Source organism: Streptomyces sp. HSS9-12 (assembly GCF_054963655.1).
Map to the genome: position 1 here is coordinate 42,411 of NZ_JBUEGC010000020.1, position 15,599 is coordinate 58,009.

Annotated in this window: 17 protein-coding genes; 14 read left to right on the forward strand and 3 right to left on the reverse strand. The window is 70.9% G+C overall.

The genetic code is table 11. The features are described from left to right. Positions 1 to 106: 106 nt before the first annotated feature. On the reverse strand, positions 107 to 1,387 hold the full coding sequence (locus tag ACY34J_RS13170; protein WP_462726628.1) for an alanine racemase: 1,281 nt from the start codon (positions 1,385 to 1,387) through the stop codon (positions 107 to 109). Positions 1,388 to 1,549: 162 nt separating this feature from the next. Between ACY34J_RS13170 and ACY34J_RS13175 the strand changes: the two genes are divergently transcribed. The 3 genes from ACY34J_RS13175 to ACY34J_RS13185 are packed head-to-tail and all read left to right on the forward strand — an operon-like array spanning position 1,550 to position 3,781. Then, positions 1,550 to 2,593 (forward strand): sugar kinase, encoded by a 1,044-nt coding sequence (locus ACY34J_RS13175; protein WP_462726627.1) that lies wholly within the window; start codon positions 1,550 to 1,552, stop codon positions 2,591 to 2,593. After that, entirely contained in the window at positions 2,590 to 3,354 is a 765-nt protein-coding gene (locus tag ACY34J_RS13180; RefSeq protein WP_462726626.1) for an IclR family transcriptional regulator, read from the forward strand. Before ACY34J_RS13175 ends, ACY34J_RS13180 begins: the two co-directional genes overlap by 4 nt. Positions 3,355 to 3,367: 13 nt before the next feature. Further along, positions 3,368 to 3,781: a RidA family protein gene (locus ACY34J_RS13185; RefSeq protein ID WP_462726625.1), complete on the forward strand. Its 414-nt coding sequence runs from the start codon at positions 3,368 to 3,370 to the stop codon at positions 3,779 to 3,781. Positions 3,782 to 3,899: 118 nt separating this feature from the next. Here ACY34J_RS13185 and ACY34J_RS13190 read toward each other — a convergent pair whose 3' ends face one another. Then, entirely contained in the window at positions 3,900 to 4,064 is a 165-nt protein-coding gene (locus ACY34J_RS13190) for a hypothetical protein (protein WP_462726624.1), read from the reverse strand. Positions 4,065 to 4,253: 189 nt separating this feature from the next. Between ACY34J_RS13190 and ACY34J_RS13195 the strand changes: the two genes are divergently transcribed. Further along, positions 4,254 to 5,147 (forward strand): S1 family peptidase, encoded by an 894-nt coding sequence (locus ACY34J_RS13195; protein ID WP_462726623.1) that lies wholly within the window; start codon positions 4,254 to 4,256, stop codon positions 5,145 to 5,147. A 66-nt stretch (positions 5,148 to 5,213) separates the two neighbouring features. Here the strand turns inward: ACY34J_RS13195 and ACY34J_RS13200 are convergent, their stop codons facing one another. Then, positions 5,214 to 6,473 (reverse strand): APC family permease, encoded by a 1,260-nt coding sequence (locus tag ACY34J_RS13200; RefSeq protein WP_462726622.1) that lies wholly within the window; start codon positions 6,471 to 6,473, stop codon positions 5,214 to 5,216. 420 nt (positions 6,474 to 6,893) lie between these two features. On the opposite strand from ACY34J_RS13200, the gene ACY34J_RS13205 reads away from it, so the two are divergent. The 10 genes from ACY34J_RS13205 to ACY34J_RS13250 all read left to right on the forward strand — a co-directional run bounded on the left by ACY34J_RS13205 (position 6,894) and on the right by ACY34J_RS13250 (position 15,593). After that, positions 6,894 to 7,799, forward strand: coding sequence for a hypothetical protein (locus ACY34J_RS13205; RefSeq protein WP_462726621.1), 906 nt, complete (start codon positions 6,894 to 6,896; stop codon positions 7,797 to 7,799). 91 nt (positions 7,800 to 7,890) lie between these two features. Next, positions 7,891 to 8,595, forward strand: a complete 705-nt coding sequence (gene cpaB, locus ACY34J_RS13210) for a Flp pilus assembly protein CpaB (RefSeq protein ID WP_462726620.1) — start codon at positions 7,891 to 7,893, stop codon at positions 8,593 to 8,595. Between the two features lie 13 nt (positions 8,596 to 8,608). Continuing rightward, complete coding sequence (locus tag ACY34J_RS13215) at positions 8,609 to 10,261, forward strand: AAA family ATPase (RefSeq protein WP_462726619.1); 1,653 nt, start codon at positions 8,609 to 8,611, stop codon at positions 10,259 to 10,261. Continuing rightward, complete coding sequence (locus ACY34J_RS13220) at positions 10,258 to 10,641, forward strand: TadE/TadG family type IV pilus assembly protein (RefSeq protein WP_462726618.1); 384 nt, start codon at positions 10,258 to 10,260, stop codon at positions 10,639 to 10,641. The genes ACY34J_RS13215 and ACY34J_RS13220 overlap by 4 nt, the downstream gene beginning before the upstream one ends. A gap of 55 nt (positions 10,642 to 10,696) precedes the next feature. Next, positions 10,697 to 12,040, forward strand: coding sequence for a CpaF family protein (locus tag ACY34J_RS13225; protein WP_462726617.1), 1,344 nt, complete (start codon positions 10,697 to 10,699; stop codon positions 12,038 to 12,040). Between the two features lie 4 nt (positions 12,041 to 12,044). Then, positions 12,045 to 12,983, forward strand: a complete 939-nt coding sequence (locus ACY34J_RS13230) for a type II secretion system F family protein (protein WP_462726616.1) — start codon at positions 12,045 to 12,047, stop codon at positions 12,981 to 12,983. A gap of 17 nt (positions 12,984 to 13,000) precedes the next feature. Beyond that, positions 13,001 to 13,891, forward strand: a complete 891-nt coding sequence (locus ACY34J_RS13235; protein ID WP_462726615.1) for a DUF5936 domain-containing protein — start codon at positions 13,001 to 13,003, stop codon at positions 13,889 to 13,891. 297 nt (positions 13,892 to 14,188) lie between these two features. After that, complete coding sequence (locus ACY34J_RS13240; protein WP_462726675.1) at positions 14,189 to 14,362, forward strand: hypothetical protein; 174 nt, start codon at positions 14,189 to 14,191, stop codon at positions 14,360 to 14,362. Positions 14,363 to 14,370: 8 nt separating this feature from the next. Further along, positions 14,371 to 14,973 (forward strand): pilus assembly protein TadG-related protein, encoded by a 603-nt coding sequence (locus ACY34J_RS13245; RefSeq protein WP_462761960.1) that lies wholly within the window; start codon positions 14,371 to 14,373, stop codon positions 14,971 to 14,973. Between the two features lie 32 nt (positions 14,974 to 15,005). Then, positions 15,006 to 15,593, forward strand: a complete 588-nt coding sequence (locus ACY34J_RS13250) for a hypothetical protein (RefSeq protein WP_462726614.1) — start codon at positions 15,006 to 15,008, stop codon at positions 15,591 to 15,593. The last annotated feature ends 6 nt before the right edge of the window (positions 15,594 to 15,599 follow it).

Genomic DNA, 15,599 nt, shown 5'->3' on the forward strand with positions numbered 1-15,599 from the left:
TGAGTACGTACGGAATACCCGTCGGCAGCGTCCGCGTGTCCGGGCGCACGGAGCCCCCGGCCCCGGGGTGTGGGAGCGAGCCCCCACAAAAGGGCGGGCGGGTCGGCTAGAAGAACGTGCGGATGAAGTCCGTCACCGTGCCGTCCGCCTCGACCAGAGGGATCAGCTGCCACTTGTCGAAGGACGTGCACGGATGGGACAGGCCCATCCCCACCCAGTCGCCGGCCTCCAGATCAACCCCATCCGCCACCTTCACCCACGCGTGCTGGTCGGACAGCCCCGTCACCGCGAGCCCGGCCGCGGGCCGTACCGAACCGTCGCGCGCGGACCGTACGACCTGTGGCTCCGGCAGGTCCAGGTCGTACGCCGCATCCCGTTTGCCCGCGTTCAGAAAAGCCTGGCCCGGCTCCGGCCGCGACACGACCTGTGCCCACAGCCGGAAGGCCGGCTCCAACGCCCCCTCCTGTGGCACCCGGTTGAACGGCGTCAGACGCCGGTAGTGGCCGTCGTCGTGCGACACGTACGCTCCGGAGCGCAGCAGCTTGAGCACCGGACGGGACAGCTCCGGCACGTCCGCGAAGACCTCCGCGACCGCGTCGAACCACGCGCTTCCGCCCGCGCTGAGCACGATCTCATCCGTCCCTTGGAACCGTCCCGCCTGGTCGAACTCGGCGACCACCGTGAGGAGTCGGCGCAGCCAGGCCGTCACAGGCTCCCTGCCGGCCTGCGGCACGTCGCCCTCGTACCCCGCCACGCCGACCAGCCGCAGCGTCCCCGTACCCGCCACCGCGTCGGCGACCGCCGCGCACTCGCCTTCCGTACGCGCCCCCGTACGAGCCCCCGCGCCCGCGCCCAGCTCGACCACCACGTCGACCGGACGGCGCGCTCCGCAGGCGGCGAGTGCCTGGTGCATCAGCTCCACGCCGCGCACCGAGTCGACATAGCAGACGAAGCGGAAGTCAGGATCCGCGTCCAGCTGTCCGGCGAGCCAGCGCAGCGCCACCGCGTCGACGAGTTCGTTGGCGAGGAAGATCCGCTGGATGCCGAAGGCGCGGTAGACGCGGACCTGGTGTGGCACCGCTGCGGTGATCCCCCATGCGCCGTGTGCGAGTTGACGCTCGAACAACTGCGGGGCCATGCAGGTCTTGCCGTGCGGGGCGAAGGCCAGCCCGTGCCGGGTGGCGTAGTGCTCCATGAGCCCGAGGTTGTGCTCCACCGCCTCGGCGGACAGGACCAACACGGGCGTGATGAAGCCGCCGTTGAACAGGGAGCGGCGCTCCGCGGCGAGCGCGCCGACCGTGCTGCCGTCGGCGTCCGGTGGCAGGGCCTTGAAGCGGTGGTCGACCACCTCGTCAGCCAGGCGGGTGACGGCATTGCCGACGGCCATAAAGCCTCCCGTAAAAGTCGTTGCAACATATGCAACTTTCATTGCGTATGGCGTCGGTGGTGTCTAACATCCTGCCGACCGCCGGGTCAACGGTGGCCAGCACCCCTCCCGCGCCCACCATCTGCCCGCCCACCGAGCGAGCGCAAGGAGCGAGAAGCCGCCGTGGCCGCACTTCCTCCCGTCGACGTCGTCTGCCTGGGTGAGTCCATGGTCACCTTCGTGCCCTCGCGCCCGGGCCGCCTCGCCGGCGTGCCCGCCTTCGAGCGCGGGATCGGCGGAGCGGAGTCGAACGTCGCCTGCGCTCTGGCCGGTGCCGGGCACAGCGCACGGTGGCTGAGCCGCGTCGGCGCCGACGGCTTCGGCGAGCACCTCCTGGAGGCGATCGCCGCTACCGGAGTGGACACCTCCGCCGTCCAGCGCGACCCGGCCCGCCCCACCGGCATCTACTTCCGTACGGCGGGCGAGCGCGGCCAGGACCTCGAGGTCGTCTACTACCGCACCGGCTCGGCCGCCGCCGCCATGTCCCGCGCACTCATGCCGCGCGAACAAGCCTGGTCCGGCCGGATCCTCCACCTCAGCGGGATCACCGCCGCGCTCTCCCCCGACTGCCTCGCCCTGATGCGCGACCTCACCGAGCGCCGCCCCGGCCGCCCGCTGGTCTCCTTCGACGTCAACCACCGCGCCGGCCTGTGGCTGGGCGCGCCCGAAGGCCCGGAGGTCCTGGTCGAACTCGCGCGCGGCTGCGACCTCGTCTTCGTCGGGGAGGACGAGGCCGCGGCCGCCTGGGGACTGCGCGGCCCCGGTGCCGTACGGGCCGCGCTCCCCGACGTCGACACCCTGGTCGTCAAGCACGGCGGCCGAGGCGCCACCGTCTACGCCCGCCGCCCGGACGGCACCGACGAGACCGTCTTCTGCCCCGCGCTGAAGGTCGACGTCGTTGCCTCCGTCGGCGCCGGCGACGCCTTCGCCGCCGGGTTCCTCTCCGCCACCCTGCGCGGCCTCCCCGCCGTGCAGCGCCTGCGCCACGGGCACCTGATGGCCGCCGCCTCCCTCACCGTCCCCGGCGACCTCGGCATCCCGCCCGCCCGCAGCCACGCCGACCGCCTCGCCGGGCTCGACGACACGGCCTGGGGCACACTGCGTCTCGGCCCCGGCTGGACGGGCGGCAGGGCTGGAACGCCACAGGCAGAGGCAGGTACCCCATGAGTCAGACCGTCGATCGCGCGCTCACCATCCTGCCGCTGCTGGCAGAGGGCCCCGCCAACCTGGAACAGGTGGCCCAGCGGCTCGGCGTCCACAAGTCGACCGCCCTGCGCCTGCTGCGCACCCTGCACGAGCACGGGATGGTCTACCGCCAGCAGGACCAGCGCTACCGCCTCGGCGCCCGCCTCTTCGCCCTCGCCCAGCAGGCCATGGAGAACCTCGACGTACGCGAGATCGCGCACCCCCATCTCGTCGAACTCAACGAGAAATGCGGGCACACCGTCCACCTCGCGGTGTACGAGGAGAACGAAGTCCTCTACATCGACAAGGTCGACAGCCGCTACCCGGTCCGGATGTACTCGCGGATCGGCAAGCCGGTCGCGATGACGGTCGCCGCCGTCGCCAAGCTGCTGCTCGCCGATCTGCCCGAGCCCGAGCGGCGCGCCGTCGCCGAAAAGCTCGACTACCCCATGTACACGCCCCGTTCGACCCCCAACGCGGCGGCCTTCCTCGCCGAGCTGGCGAAGGTACGCGAACAGGGCTACGCCACCGACCTCGGCGGTCACGAGGAGTCCATCAACTGCGTCGGGGCGCCCATCCGGGGGGCGGACGGGCGGGTCGTCGCCGCGTGCTCGGTTTCTGCCCCGAATGTCGTCGTCAGCGCCGACGAACTCCTTAAACTGCTTCCGATGGTGCGCCGTACGGCCGACGCCATCAGCCGGGAGTACTCAGGAAAGCCGGCAACGCCGGTGACAACCCACTGAAGGAAGCAGCTTCATGAGCGACAAGCTCCAGAAGACCGCGATCACTCCCCCCACCCACACCGCCCCGCCCGCCAAGTTCTCCCACGGCGTGAAGAAGGGCAACATCCTCCAGGTCTCCGGCCAGGTGGGCTTCCTCGCCGCGGCCCCGGGCGTCACCCCCGCTCTCGCCGGCCCCACACTGCGCGAGCAGACCCTGCAGACCCTCACCAACGTCAAGGCGGTCCTCGAAGCGGGCGATGCGAGCTGGGAGGACGTCGTCATGGTGCGCGTCTACCTCACCGACACCGATCACTTCGCCGAGCTCAACCAGATCTACGACGAGTACTTCGCCGATCTGAAGGAGCCCCCGGCGGCCCGGACCACCGTGTACGTCGGCCTGCCCGGCGACCTGCTCATCGAGATCGACGCACTCGCCGTCCTCGGCTGACGCAGAGCCACATCGTCACTGACTGATCTCCGTCGCGCTGCGCGTCACCCAGCCGTACGACCGCGCCCGTGCCGGGCATCCGCCCGGCACGGGCGCGGTGGGCCAGGCGCGTGGCGACTCAGGCCGTCACCAGTATGTTCTCGTCGGCGGCGGCCGCGGTGCGGTCGGGGGAGTCCGCACAGGGCGGGGCATTGCGTCGGCCTGGGCCGCGAGTGGTGAACAGGGCGGCGAGGGCGGTGGCCCGTCTGCCGGGGGATGCGCAGTCGCATGGGGTCTCCTGCATGTGGGGGGTGGGTCCACGCCAGTGGCGAGAGCTGGCATGTAACAGTCAATTACCCATACTGGCTGGTTCTCGCCGACTTATGGGCGACAATCCTGAGTTTTTGATTGCCTGTCAGGCTTTGCAGCCCAAGAATGCACATGACAAGACCCCAAAACCGAAGGAACTTCGGTACGGAGAGGACCCCCCACCATGAAACGACCTCTCGTCGGCGCCCTCGCGACCCTGCTCCTCACCGGAGCGGCACTCGCGGGTACGGGCGCCGCACCCGCGTCAGCCACAAGCCGGGACGCCGCCCCTGCCCCGAAGGCCGACGCAGCCCCCGCCCCGAAGGCCAAGGCCGTCGACTTCGCGGGCACCGTCGCACTGAGCAACTGTTCCGGCTCGGTGGTGCGCACCCCCGACTCCCAGCCCGGAGACCACGCGCTCGTGCTGTCCAACGGCCACTGCCTCGAGAGCGGTATGCCGGGCGCGGGCCAGGTCATCGTCGACAAGCCGTCCAGCCGCAGTTTCAGCCTGCTGGGCTCCACCGGACGGAAAGTCGGCACCCTGCGCGCGACCAAGGTCGCGTACGCGACGATGACCGACACCGACATCTCGCTGTACGAACTGGGCAGCACCTACGCCCAGATCGAGCAGAACTACCACATCAAGGCCCTGGAGCTGTCGGCTACGCACCCGGTGCAGGGGTCCGCCATCAATGTGGTCTCCGGCTACTGGAAGCGGATCTACTCCTGCAACATCGACGGCTTCGTCTACCGCCTGCGGGAGGCCGACTGGACCTGGAAGGACTCGGTCCGCTACACCCCCGCCTGCGACACCATCGGCGGTACGTCCGGCTCGCCCGTCCTGGACCCCGCCACCGGAAAGGTCGTGGCCGTCAACAACACCGGCAACGAGGACGGCGAGCGCTGCACCCTCAACAACCCGTGCGAGGTCGACGAAAGCGGCACGGTCACGGTCCGTCAGGGCACCAACTACGCCCAGGAGACGTACATCATCGCCCCGTGCGTCGGCACCGGCAACAAGATCGATCTGAGCCGCCCCGGCTGCGTACTTCCCAAGCCGTCAGGGGCCTCGGCCTGATGTCTCTCATGGTCTGAGATGGTGCCCTGCCCGTGGCCGCTCACCGTCACGGGCAGGGCACCGCCGTCAGCGCGCGGTACGCAGGCGGCGCAGCCCGTACACCGCGACGCCCACCGCGAGCACCGCCGCGCCCGCGATGACCGACGAGAGCGGCAGCGTAAAGGCGAGCAGCAGGCAGCCGCACAGCCCGAGGGCCGGTACCAGGCGCGGCGGCCGTCCTTCCTCGGGGCCGAGCGTCCAGGCCGAGGCGTTGGCGATCGCGTAGTAGACGAGCACCCCGAAGGAGGAGAAGCCGATCGCGCCGCGGAGGTCGGCCGTGGCGGCGAGCGCCGCGACCACGGCACCGACGAGCAGTTCGGCCCGGTGCGGGACGCCGGACCGCGGGTGGACGGCGGCGAGCGCGGGCGGCAGATGCCGGTCGCGAGCCATGGCCAGGGTGGTACGCGAGACGCCGAGGATCAGCGCGAGCAGCGAGCCGAGGGCGGCGATTGCGGCCCCGGCGCGCACCGCCGGCGCCAGTGCGGGCACACCCGCGGCCCGTACGGCATCCGCCAGCGGGGCGGTCGCCTCCGCCAGCCGGTCCGGGCCCAGGACCTCGAGCACCGCGTAGGCCACGGCGGCGTACACCACCAGGGTGATGCCGAGGGCGATCGGGATCGCGCGCGGAATGGTGCGGGCCGGGTCGCGGACCTCCTCGCCGAGCGTGGCGATACGCGCGTATCCGGCGAAGGCGAAGAACAGCAGCCCCGCGGCCTGCAGCAGCCCACCCTTCATGGTGTGCGGGCCCATGTACAGCGCGTCCGACGGCGCCGGCTCGGCGCTCAGGCACGCGACGACCACGGCCGTCAGGACCGCGAGCACCACGGCGACGATCGCCCGGGTCAGCCAGGCCGCCTTCTGCACCCCGGCGTAGTTCACGGCGGTCAGCGCCACCACGGCGGCGACCGCCACCGCATGCGCCTGCGCGGGCCACACGTACGCGCCCACGGTCAGCGCCATCGCCGCGCAGGAGGCGGTCTTCCCGACCACGAAGCCCCATCCGGCGAGGTATCCCCAGAACGGCCCGAGCCGTTCCCGTCCGTAGACGTAGGTGCCCCCGGACGCCGGATAGCGGGCCGCGAGCCGGGCGGAGGAGGTGGCGTTGCAGTACGCGACCACGGCGGCGACCGCGAGCGCGGGCAGCAGCGCGGACCCGGCGGCGCCCGCCGCGGGCGCGAGCGCGGCGAAGATGCCGGCTCCGATCATCGCTCCGAGGCCGATGACGACGGCATCGGCCAGGCCGAGCCGGCGCCGGAGTTCTGGGGTGTCCTGGGCAGCGTTGGTCACGGCGAAACGTTACCGGGGCCCGGGCATGCGGCCGAGGGTGCGTCCGGATGAGGCCGCCGCCGGACGGAGCGGCGGCCCCGGCTCGGGGGTGGACCCGCCGGTTACGGCAGTCCGGTGGACGTGCGAGCCGCGCCTGAGTGGCCAACCGTTGGCTCGCGTCCCGGCCAGGGGTAGGCCCTGCTCGGCTGAAGGAGCCGCGCCGGCGCCCTGGGACGGGTTCGCACATCCTCTGGTGAAAGCCTCAGCGGCATGAACCTTGGCTGTATGCGAGACGCCCTGGCGGTGTATCAGATCGGCCAATACCGGCGAACTGTTCTCTCCCGCCCAGGCCGTCGATAAAGTGCTGGTGCAGGAGCAGCAGTGCAGTGTCGGTCTGCGGACGCCGGCGCGCCGGCGCCCGGGGTGAACGGGGAGCCTGATGTGGCAACGGCGATAGCAGTCACCGGGTCGGACTTGGTCCTTCCCCCCGTCGACCGGCAGACGCCGCCGCCCGCCGTGCTGCGCTCGCCCCAGGAGCTGCCCCTGGAGGGCGCCCTGGCGGAGATGGACGCCCTGCTCGCGCGGCACGGCCATGTGATCGTGCTCTATGCGTCATCCGGGCCGGCGGAGGTGCACCGGCGGCTGCACACCGTACGCGCGGTGCTGGAGAGCGACCGGATCGCGCTGCTCAGCCTGGATCTGCCGCCGCTCGCCGTGGCCGTACTGGCCCTCCAGTTGCGCCAGCTCTCCGTCTGCGACTTCAGCCCGGGCGTCCTCGCCTCGGCCGCCCGGCTGCTCACGCACTACGTCTACGCGGGCGCGGTTGTGCACTCCGTCGCCAAGCTCGACCGGGTGCCGGTGAGCCTGAGCTCACACGCCAAGTCCTGGCTGCCCGGCTCCCAGTTCGGCGCCCTGGTCCATCCCCAACCGCAGCTGGTCCGGATCGGCAGCGGTGAGACCCTCGAAGGGCCCGGGTTCGGCACCCGGCTGGTGTACGCGCGCGGGCGGTGCGAGGCCGACTGGGTCACCAGAACACTTGCCCCGGGCTGGCGGGTGCAGGGCGTCCAGGAGGCCGTACTGCCCGCGGGATCCGCGCGCTGGTGGGGGACCGGCAAGCTGGTCGAATTCGCGGCCGCCATTCCGGATGTCGCGCTGCTCTACCAACTCGTCGCCTCCGTGCGCCGGGAGGAGTGCCACTGGTGTGGACTCGAACTCATCGGCGACCTGTGTGCGTTCTGCTCGGCGCAGGTGTCCACCGCGTCCGGGCGCAGCGCTCCCGCACGCCGTGCCGTCACCCGTGGAGTGCGCGCGCTGCCCGCTGGGCAGGGGGCTCACCAAGTGCGCTGAGGCCCCGTGAGCTACGCCCCAGCGCCCGGCTCCACTGTCCGTCGTCCGTCGACGCCGTCCACGAGCGTCCAAGCCTCAAGGTTGTCCGTCCATGAATTCACGCCAGCGCCGGGGACTCGTCCTGCTGATCCTTTCGGTTCTGTGTGCCGTCGGCGCGTTCGCCGGAGTTCTGTCGGTGATCCGGAACGTGGAGTCCAAGGTGGGCCCGCAGACCACGGCCTACCGGCTCAAGGAGGACATACCTGCGTACAGGCCCCTGGATCCAGGACAGTTCGAGGAAACGAAGATCCCCAAGCGCTGGCTGCCGGCCACGGCCGTGACCGATCTGGGCGAGCTGCGCGGCAAGATCGCGGTCACTCCGCTGCACAAAGGGTCGCTGCTGCAGAACGACATGATCGTGGAGCGGCCGGCCCTCCAGCCGGGCCAGCAGGAGATCGCGATCATGATCGACGCCGCGACCGGTGTCGCCGGCAAGATCACACCCGGTTCCGCCGTCAACATCTACGCCACCTTCGACGGCCGGGACCGGGGCGCCAAGCCGGTCTCCAAGCTCATCGTCAGCAACGCCCGCGTGATCGACGTCGGCAAGCTCACGGCGCTCGAAGCGTCCGACAACGGCATCCGGCGGCGCAGCGAGGCGGTCCCGATCACCTTCGCGCTGGAGACCCGCGACGCCCAACGCGTCGCCTACGCGGAGTCGTTCGCCTCCCATGTCCGGCTCGCCCTCATCGCGCCGGGCGGCGACACGGTCATTCGCCCGGGCGATCGGACCTACACCCTCGACGGCGACAAGTAAGGCAGGGGAAACGGTGACGATCAGGATCCTCCCGGCGGTCGGCGACCCCGACGCCGTCCGTCCCATCGCCACACTCCTGAGCCGGCTGCCCGATGCGGAACCCGCACCACCGGTCACCGACTCCACCGCACTCCTCGACTCCCTCGCCGCGCTCGGCCACGACTCGATCGACAACCTTCCCGAGGTCGTCCTGGTCCATGAGCGGATCGGGCCGGTCCCGGCACTGGAGCTGATCCGCGAAGTCGCCCTGCGCTTCCCGGCGGTCGGAGTCGTCCTGGCCACCTCCGACCCCGGTCCGGCCCTGTACTCGGCCGCCATGGACGCCGGTGCGCGCGGCCTGACCGGGCTGCCGCTGTCGTACGACGAGCTGACGGCCCGGGTGCAGGCCGCGGCGCAGTGGGCGGCGGGAGTGCGCCGCCACCTCGGGGTGCGCACCGACACCCTGCCAGGCCCGGGCGGCACCCTCGTCGCCGTCACCGGCGCCAAGGGCGGCGTCGGTACGACGGTCACCGCCGTCCACCTGGCTCTCGCCGCCCGGGCCGCAGGGCGTGAAGTCGCCCTGGTGGACCTGGATCTGCAGTCCGGGGACATCGCCTCGTATCTGGACGTCCAGTTCCGCCGCTCCATCGTCGATCTGGCCGGGATCGACGACATCGCGCCGCGAGTGCTGCAGGACGCGGTCTTCGCCCACCCCACCGGACTGGGCCTGCTGCTGGCCCCGGAGGAGGGCGAGCGCGGCGAGGAGGTGAGCGACCGGGCGGCACGGCAGGTCATCGGCGCGCTGCGCGCCCGGTACGAGGTCGTGGTCGTCGACTGCGGCAGCCATATGAACGACGCCAACGCCGCCATCATCGAGATGGCGGACATCGCTCTACTGGTGACCACGCCCGACGTCATCGCCGTACGGTCGGCCAAGCGGATCGTACGGCTCTGGGACCGACTGCAGATCCGCAAGGCGGAGGAGACCACGACCGTGGTGAACCGGTTGACGCGCCGTACGGAGATCCAGCCGGCGCTCATCGAACGCGCCGGCGGCACCAAGGTGGCGCGGACCACGGTGCCCGCCGCGTACAAGGAGTTGCAGCCCGCCGTCGACTCGGGCCGGATGCAGGACCTGGACAGCCGGTCGACCGTCAAGCAGGCGCTGTGGGGGCTCGCGGGGGAGCTGGGGCTCCTCGAGCCGCCCGGGGCGCGGCAGGCCCAGGCCCCCGTGGCCGCGCCCGCGCCGGGGCCCGCGCATGGTGCCCACCGGCTCGGCGGACCGCCCCACCCCATCGGTCTGATCCGCCGTAGGGCCATAGGAGGGGACCGCGGCCAGGTCTCCGTCGAGCTGCTCGGACTGACCCCGCTGATCCTGGTTGTGCTGGTGCTCCTCTGGCAGTTCGCGCTGGTCGGCTACACCTACACGCTCGCGGGCAACTCGGCGGACCAGGGCGCGCGGGCGGCCGCGGCCGCCGAAAGCGGCGGTTCGGGAGCGTGCCGCAGCGCCGCGCTGGAGGATCTGCCCTCCGCCTGGGCGGGCGGTGCAGGGATCGACTGCCGTACGGGGGGTGGGCTGTGGCACGCCACCGTGCGGGTCAAGGTGCCGGTTCTCTTCCCCGGCGCCGTGGACTTCCCGTGGACGGTCACCGGCACGGCCGGTGCGGTGGAGGAGGACAACGCATGAGTGTACGGTCCCGGCCCCGACTCGCGGCCGGCTCCGACCGGGGCCAGGTCTCGATCGAGTTCCTCGGCTTCCTGCCGATCCTGCTGGCCATCGCGATGGCGGCCGTACAGCTCGGGATCGGCGCGTACACCGCGCAGCAGGCCGGGACGGCGGCCCGCGCCGCGGCCCGGACCGCCTCCCTCGACGAGCCCCTGGCCAGCCCGGAGGAGGCGGGGCGCGCGGCGATCAGCGGCTGGCTCGCCGACGGTGCCCGGATCTCCGTCGCCGAAGGCGGGAACGAGGCCACAGCCACCGCCGCCGTCGAGATCCCGTCCATCATTCCCGGCATCGGCTTCGGGGAGGCCAAGCGGAGCGCCACCATGCGTCTGCCCGGCACCTGACGCCGGCACGGACCGACGAGCTTCTACGAGCCAGGACCGAGGAGAGTCAAGGAAGATGAGCCTGAGGGCGCGCATCGCGGCCCCCGAGGAGAACAGCGGGGGCCAAGGGGACGGCCACCTTGTCGCCGTCTACCGCGCCAAGCTGCTCGAGGAGATCGACCTCGCGGAGATGTCCTCGCTCGCGGCGGACGAGCGGCGCACCCGGCTGGAGCGGGTGCTCGGCCACATCATCAGCCGCGAGGGCCCGGTCCTCTCCACGGCCGAACGGGCGCAGCTCATCCGCCGCGTCGTCGACGAGGCCCTGGGCCTGGGCGTGCTCGAACCCCTCCTCGAAGACGCCTCCGTCACCGAGATCATGGTCAACGGCCCGGACCAGGTCTACGTCGAGCGCGGCGGCCGGGTGGAGCTCGTGCCCGTGCGCTTCGCCTCCACCGAGCAGCTGATGCAGACCATCGAGCGGATCGTCGCCACCGTCAACCGGCGCGTCGACGAATCGAATCCGATGGTCGACGCCCGGCTGCCCTCCGGCGAGCGCGTCAACGTGATCATCCCGCCGCTCGCCCTGAACGGCCCCACGCTGACGATCCGCCGCTTCCCGCGCGCGTACACGCTGCATGAACTGGTACGTCTGGGCACCCTGGACGAGCAGATGCTGATGCTGCTCGCCGCGCTCGTACGGGCCAAGTTCAATGTCGTCGTCTCCGGCGCCACCGGATCCGGCAAGACCACGTTGCTCAACGCCCTCTCCGGCCTGATCCCCGAGGGCGAGCGGATCATCACTGTCGAGGACGCGGCGGAGCTGCAGCTCCAGCAGTCGCACGTCATCCGCCTGGAGTCCCGACCGCCCAACGTGGAGGGCAAAGGCCGGATCACGATCCGCGACCTGGTCCGCAACTCCCTGCGGATGCGCCCCGACCGCATCATCGTCGGCGAGGTCCGCGGCGGTGAGACGCTCGACATGCTCCAGGCCATGTCCACCGGCCACGACGGCTCGCTGGCCACCGTGCACGCCAACAGCGCCGAGGACGCGCTGATGCGCCTGCAGACCCTCGCCTCCATGTCCGAGGTGACCGTCCCCTTCGAGGCGCTGCGCGACCAGATCAACAGCGCGGTCGACTGCATCGTGCAGCTCGCCCGGCATGCGGACGGTTCGCGGCGGATCAGCGAGATCGCGCTGCTGGACTCGTACGGGCGGCAGGAGTACCGGATCACGACGGTCTGCCGCTTCGAGCCCGAGCCGCTGGGTGCGGACCGTATCGTGCGCGGCCACTTCATCCGGCTGCCGCTGCCGCGCCGGATCGCGGACCGCCTCTATCTGGCGAACGAGCCGGTCCCGTCCGGGTTCGGCGTCGCCACGTCCGCCACCCAGCTCACCACCCGAGAGGCCAAGCAGGGGTAGCCGCATGGACAATCTCGCGCTGTTCACGATCGGCTGCACGCTGCTGTGCGCCGCGCTGGCCATCGCCGGGGTGCACCTGTACGGGGCGGGGCGCGCCCGGCGGCAGGAGCTCATCGACCGGTTGTCCGACCAGCACGCGCCGGCGGGGCCCGGGCGGCGACGGCGCTTCGCCGAGCTCGACCGCCGGCTGCGGAAGACCGCGTTCGGCAGGCGGCTCGAACTGCGGCTGGCGGCGACCGGGCTCGACCTCACCCCTGGCGAGTTCTTCGTCGCCATGCTGGTCATCGCCGCCGGGCTGTGGCTGGTCGCGGAGTCCGTACTCGCGACCTTCTTCGGTCCGCTGGCGGGACTGACCGCCGTGTGGGCGGCGTTCGCGTTCCTCAACTGGCAGCACCACAAGCGGATCGAGAAGTTCATCAACCAGCTCCCCGACCTCTCCCGCATCCTCGCCAACGCCACCCAGGCCGGCCTCGCCCTCCGTACCGCGCTGGCCATGGCGGCGGAGGAACTCGAGGCCCCGGCAGGCGAGGAGCTGGCCCAGATCGCCGACAAGCTCAGCATCGGCCACTCCATCGACGACGCCCTCGGCGAGCTCGCCGACCGCCTGCCCTCCCGGGAGCTCGTCGTCCTGGTCAGCACACTCGTCCTCGCCAACCGCGCGGGCGGCACCGTCGTCGGCTCGCTGCGCAACCTGACCCGGACGCTGGAGGAGCGCAAGGAGACCCGGCGCGAGGTCCGTACCCAGCTCGCACAGGTCACCGTCACGGCGTATGTCGTCCCGGCGATGGGCATCGGCACGCTGCTGCTGATGGACCGGATCGCGCCCGGCTCGATCGACCGGATGACGTCGACGTTCCTCGGTCAGGTGGCGGTCGTCGTCTCCTTCGGCCTGTACGCGCTGGGCTTCTTCCTGATCCGCCACATGTCCAAGATCGACGTCTGAGGGGAGTACGAGAGCCGATGCTGGCACTGCTGCTGGCCACCGCCGTGGCCGTGTGCACCGCGGGCGTGTTCTACGGCATCGCCCTGTACCGCAGGGAGGCCCAGCTCCCCGCCGACCTGGCCGTCGCCCTGGAGGTCGGCGCCACCCGGACGACGGTGGTGGGCTCCGCCGTCGACCGGCTCGGCATGCGGTACGCGCCCACGGTGCTGCGCCTGATGGGCGAGAAGCGCGTGGCGAAGGTCCGCCGCCGCATCGACCTCGCGGGCAACCCCGGCGGCCTCACGGTCGACCGCTACGCCGCCCGCCGGGCCGTCTACGGCTTCCTCGGCTCCTTCGGCGCCCTCGTCATGGTCCTCCGCGACCAACTGCTGCTCGCCATCGTGTGCGTGGCGTTCGCCCTCTTCTGGTCGGAGGTCGGCATCTGGGCGGCCGTCCGGCAGCGGAAGGACGCGATCGAACGGACCCTGCCCGACTTCCTGGACGTACTCGCGGTCGTCGTCAGCGCGGGGCTGAGCTTCCGGCAAGCGCTGGACCGGGTGTCGGAGAAGTACGAGGGGCCCTGGGCCGACGAGATCCGCATCACCTTGCGCCAGCTGGACATGGGCGTCAGCCGCCGCCAGGCCTTCGACGAGCTACGCAAGCGCAACGATTCGGAGCAGGTCGCCCAGTTCGTCACCGCACTGCAGCAGGGTGAGGAACTGGGCTCACCGATCGTCGACACCCTCATCCAGATCGCAGGCGACATGCGGCGTACGGACGCGCAGAACGCCCGCCGCCGGGCAGCACGGGCGGTGCCGAAGGCGACGGTCGTCGTCACGACGTTCATGGTCCCGGCGACCATGATCCTGCTTGTGGCGGGCTTCTTCCTCGGCTCGGTGAGCGACTTCGGCTCCATCACCGGCCGTTAACCGGCCACTTCAACCAATTCCCTTCGCTTCTGCAATCTGATATGGCACAGTCTTTTGGAGGACGACGGGAAGAGGGGGCGGCGGCCATGACGGGGAACGGAAGGCATCAAGTCCCCTCATATCCGCGGAACTCTGGGTGGGGACTCTGTTACGGCCCCGGTGTTTCGGCGTACGTTTCTCATGTCGCGGACAGAATCGGTGTGAAGCGCGCCGATGACGAGCGACGCATGACGGGGGTTCAAACGACCGGTCATAACGGGGCCACCGCCCCTGGAGGGGAACACGATGTCGCAGCGCATGCAGAGTGTGCGGAGGCGCTACGCCGCGAACGATCGCGGACAGACCGCGGTGGAGTACCTGGGGATCATCGCGGTGGTCGTAGCGATCGTTCTGGTGCTGACGACGACGGACTTCGGCGGTGTGATCGCCGGCGCCATCTCGGACCAGATCGCCAAGGTCACCGGCGGCTGACCGGCCGGCTGTTCAGTCGCCGGTGCGGTGACGCGGGGCAGGTCTTTCCCGTCTACATCACGGTGGTGGCGGGCGTGCTCTTCCTCGCGTTCGCCTATTTCGCGGTCGGCCAGGCCGCGGTGACCCGCAACGGGGCGCAGACCGCGGCCGATGCGGCCGCCCTGGCGGCGGCCCAGGAGTACCGGGACCAGTTGGGCAGCGGCTTTCTCAAAGCGGCGGGCGACGGCAGCGGCTGGGAGGACTTGCTGCAGGGGCGCGGAGTGGGTACGGACGACGCCTGCGCGGAAGCGCAGTGGTTCGCGGGCAAGAACAACGCGGACGCGACCTGCGCCTCCGACCTCGGGCCCCCGTCCTTCACCGTCAAGGTCAGGACACGCAACACGGTGGGCGATTCGATCATCCCGGGTACGGAGAGCAGGCACGCGTCCGCGCGGGCCAAGGCCATCGTCAAGCCCCGGTGCAGCGCCGAGCAGCCGAATTCCCCCGCGGGCAGGGCCAAGGACGAGACCATCCGGCTCCAATGCGATGGCAGGGAATGGCTCATCGACCCGGAGCGTACGGACGTCTTCCCTGACGCGGCCGACCTGTTCACCGTGCAGCTTGCCGACTGATCAGCGAACCACCGAGCAAAGGACCGGCAGTTATGAGGATTCGGCGGACCGTGGCGTCGTGTAGGGGAGTGGCCGTGGTCGCGGTCGCATCCGGTTTGATGTTCATGACGGCTGGTTGCGGCGGTGCCGGTGGGGGAGACGGCGGCGTGACGAAGGAGGAGCCGCGCTCGTCCAAGAACGCGGCGCCCAAGAACGGCGGGCCGGGTAAGGAGGTGATGGATTCGACCAAGGTCATCGGCGAGCTCAAGGGCCCGGACGGCATCGTCATCACCCTGCACTCCGCGGTCCGCGACTCGGGCGGATTTGTGACGGTGTCGGGAACGGTGACCAACCAGGGCAGCAAGCCGTTCACCGCGATCGCGTGGCGTTCGCCCGAGACGGAACTGAAGTCCCGATCGTCGGTCTCCGGAGCAACCCTTGTGGACGAGCAGGGGAAGAAGCGCTACCTGGTGCTGCGGGACACGGAAGGCGAATGTCTGTGCACCACCGGGCTGACGGGCATCAAGCCCCAGGAAAGCCGGCCCATCTTCGCTCAGTTTCCCGCGCCACCGCCCGAGGTCACCGAGGTCGACTTCCAGCTGCCGTCCATGCCCACGGTCTCCATCGAGATCACGGGGTGAGCGGCC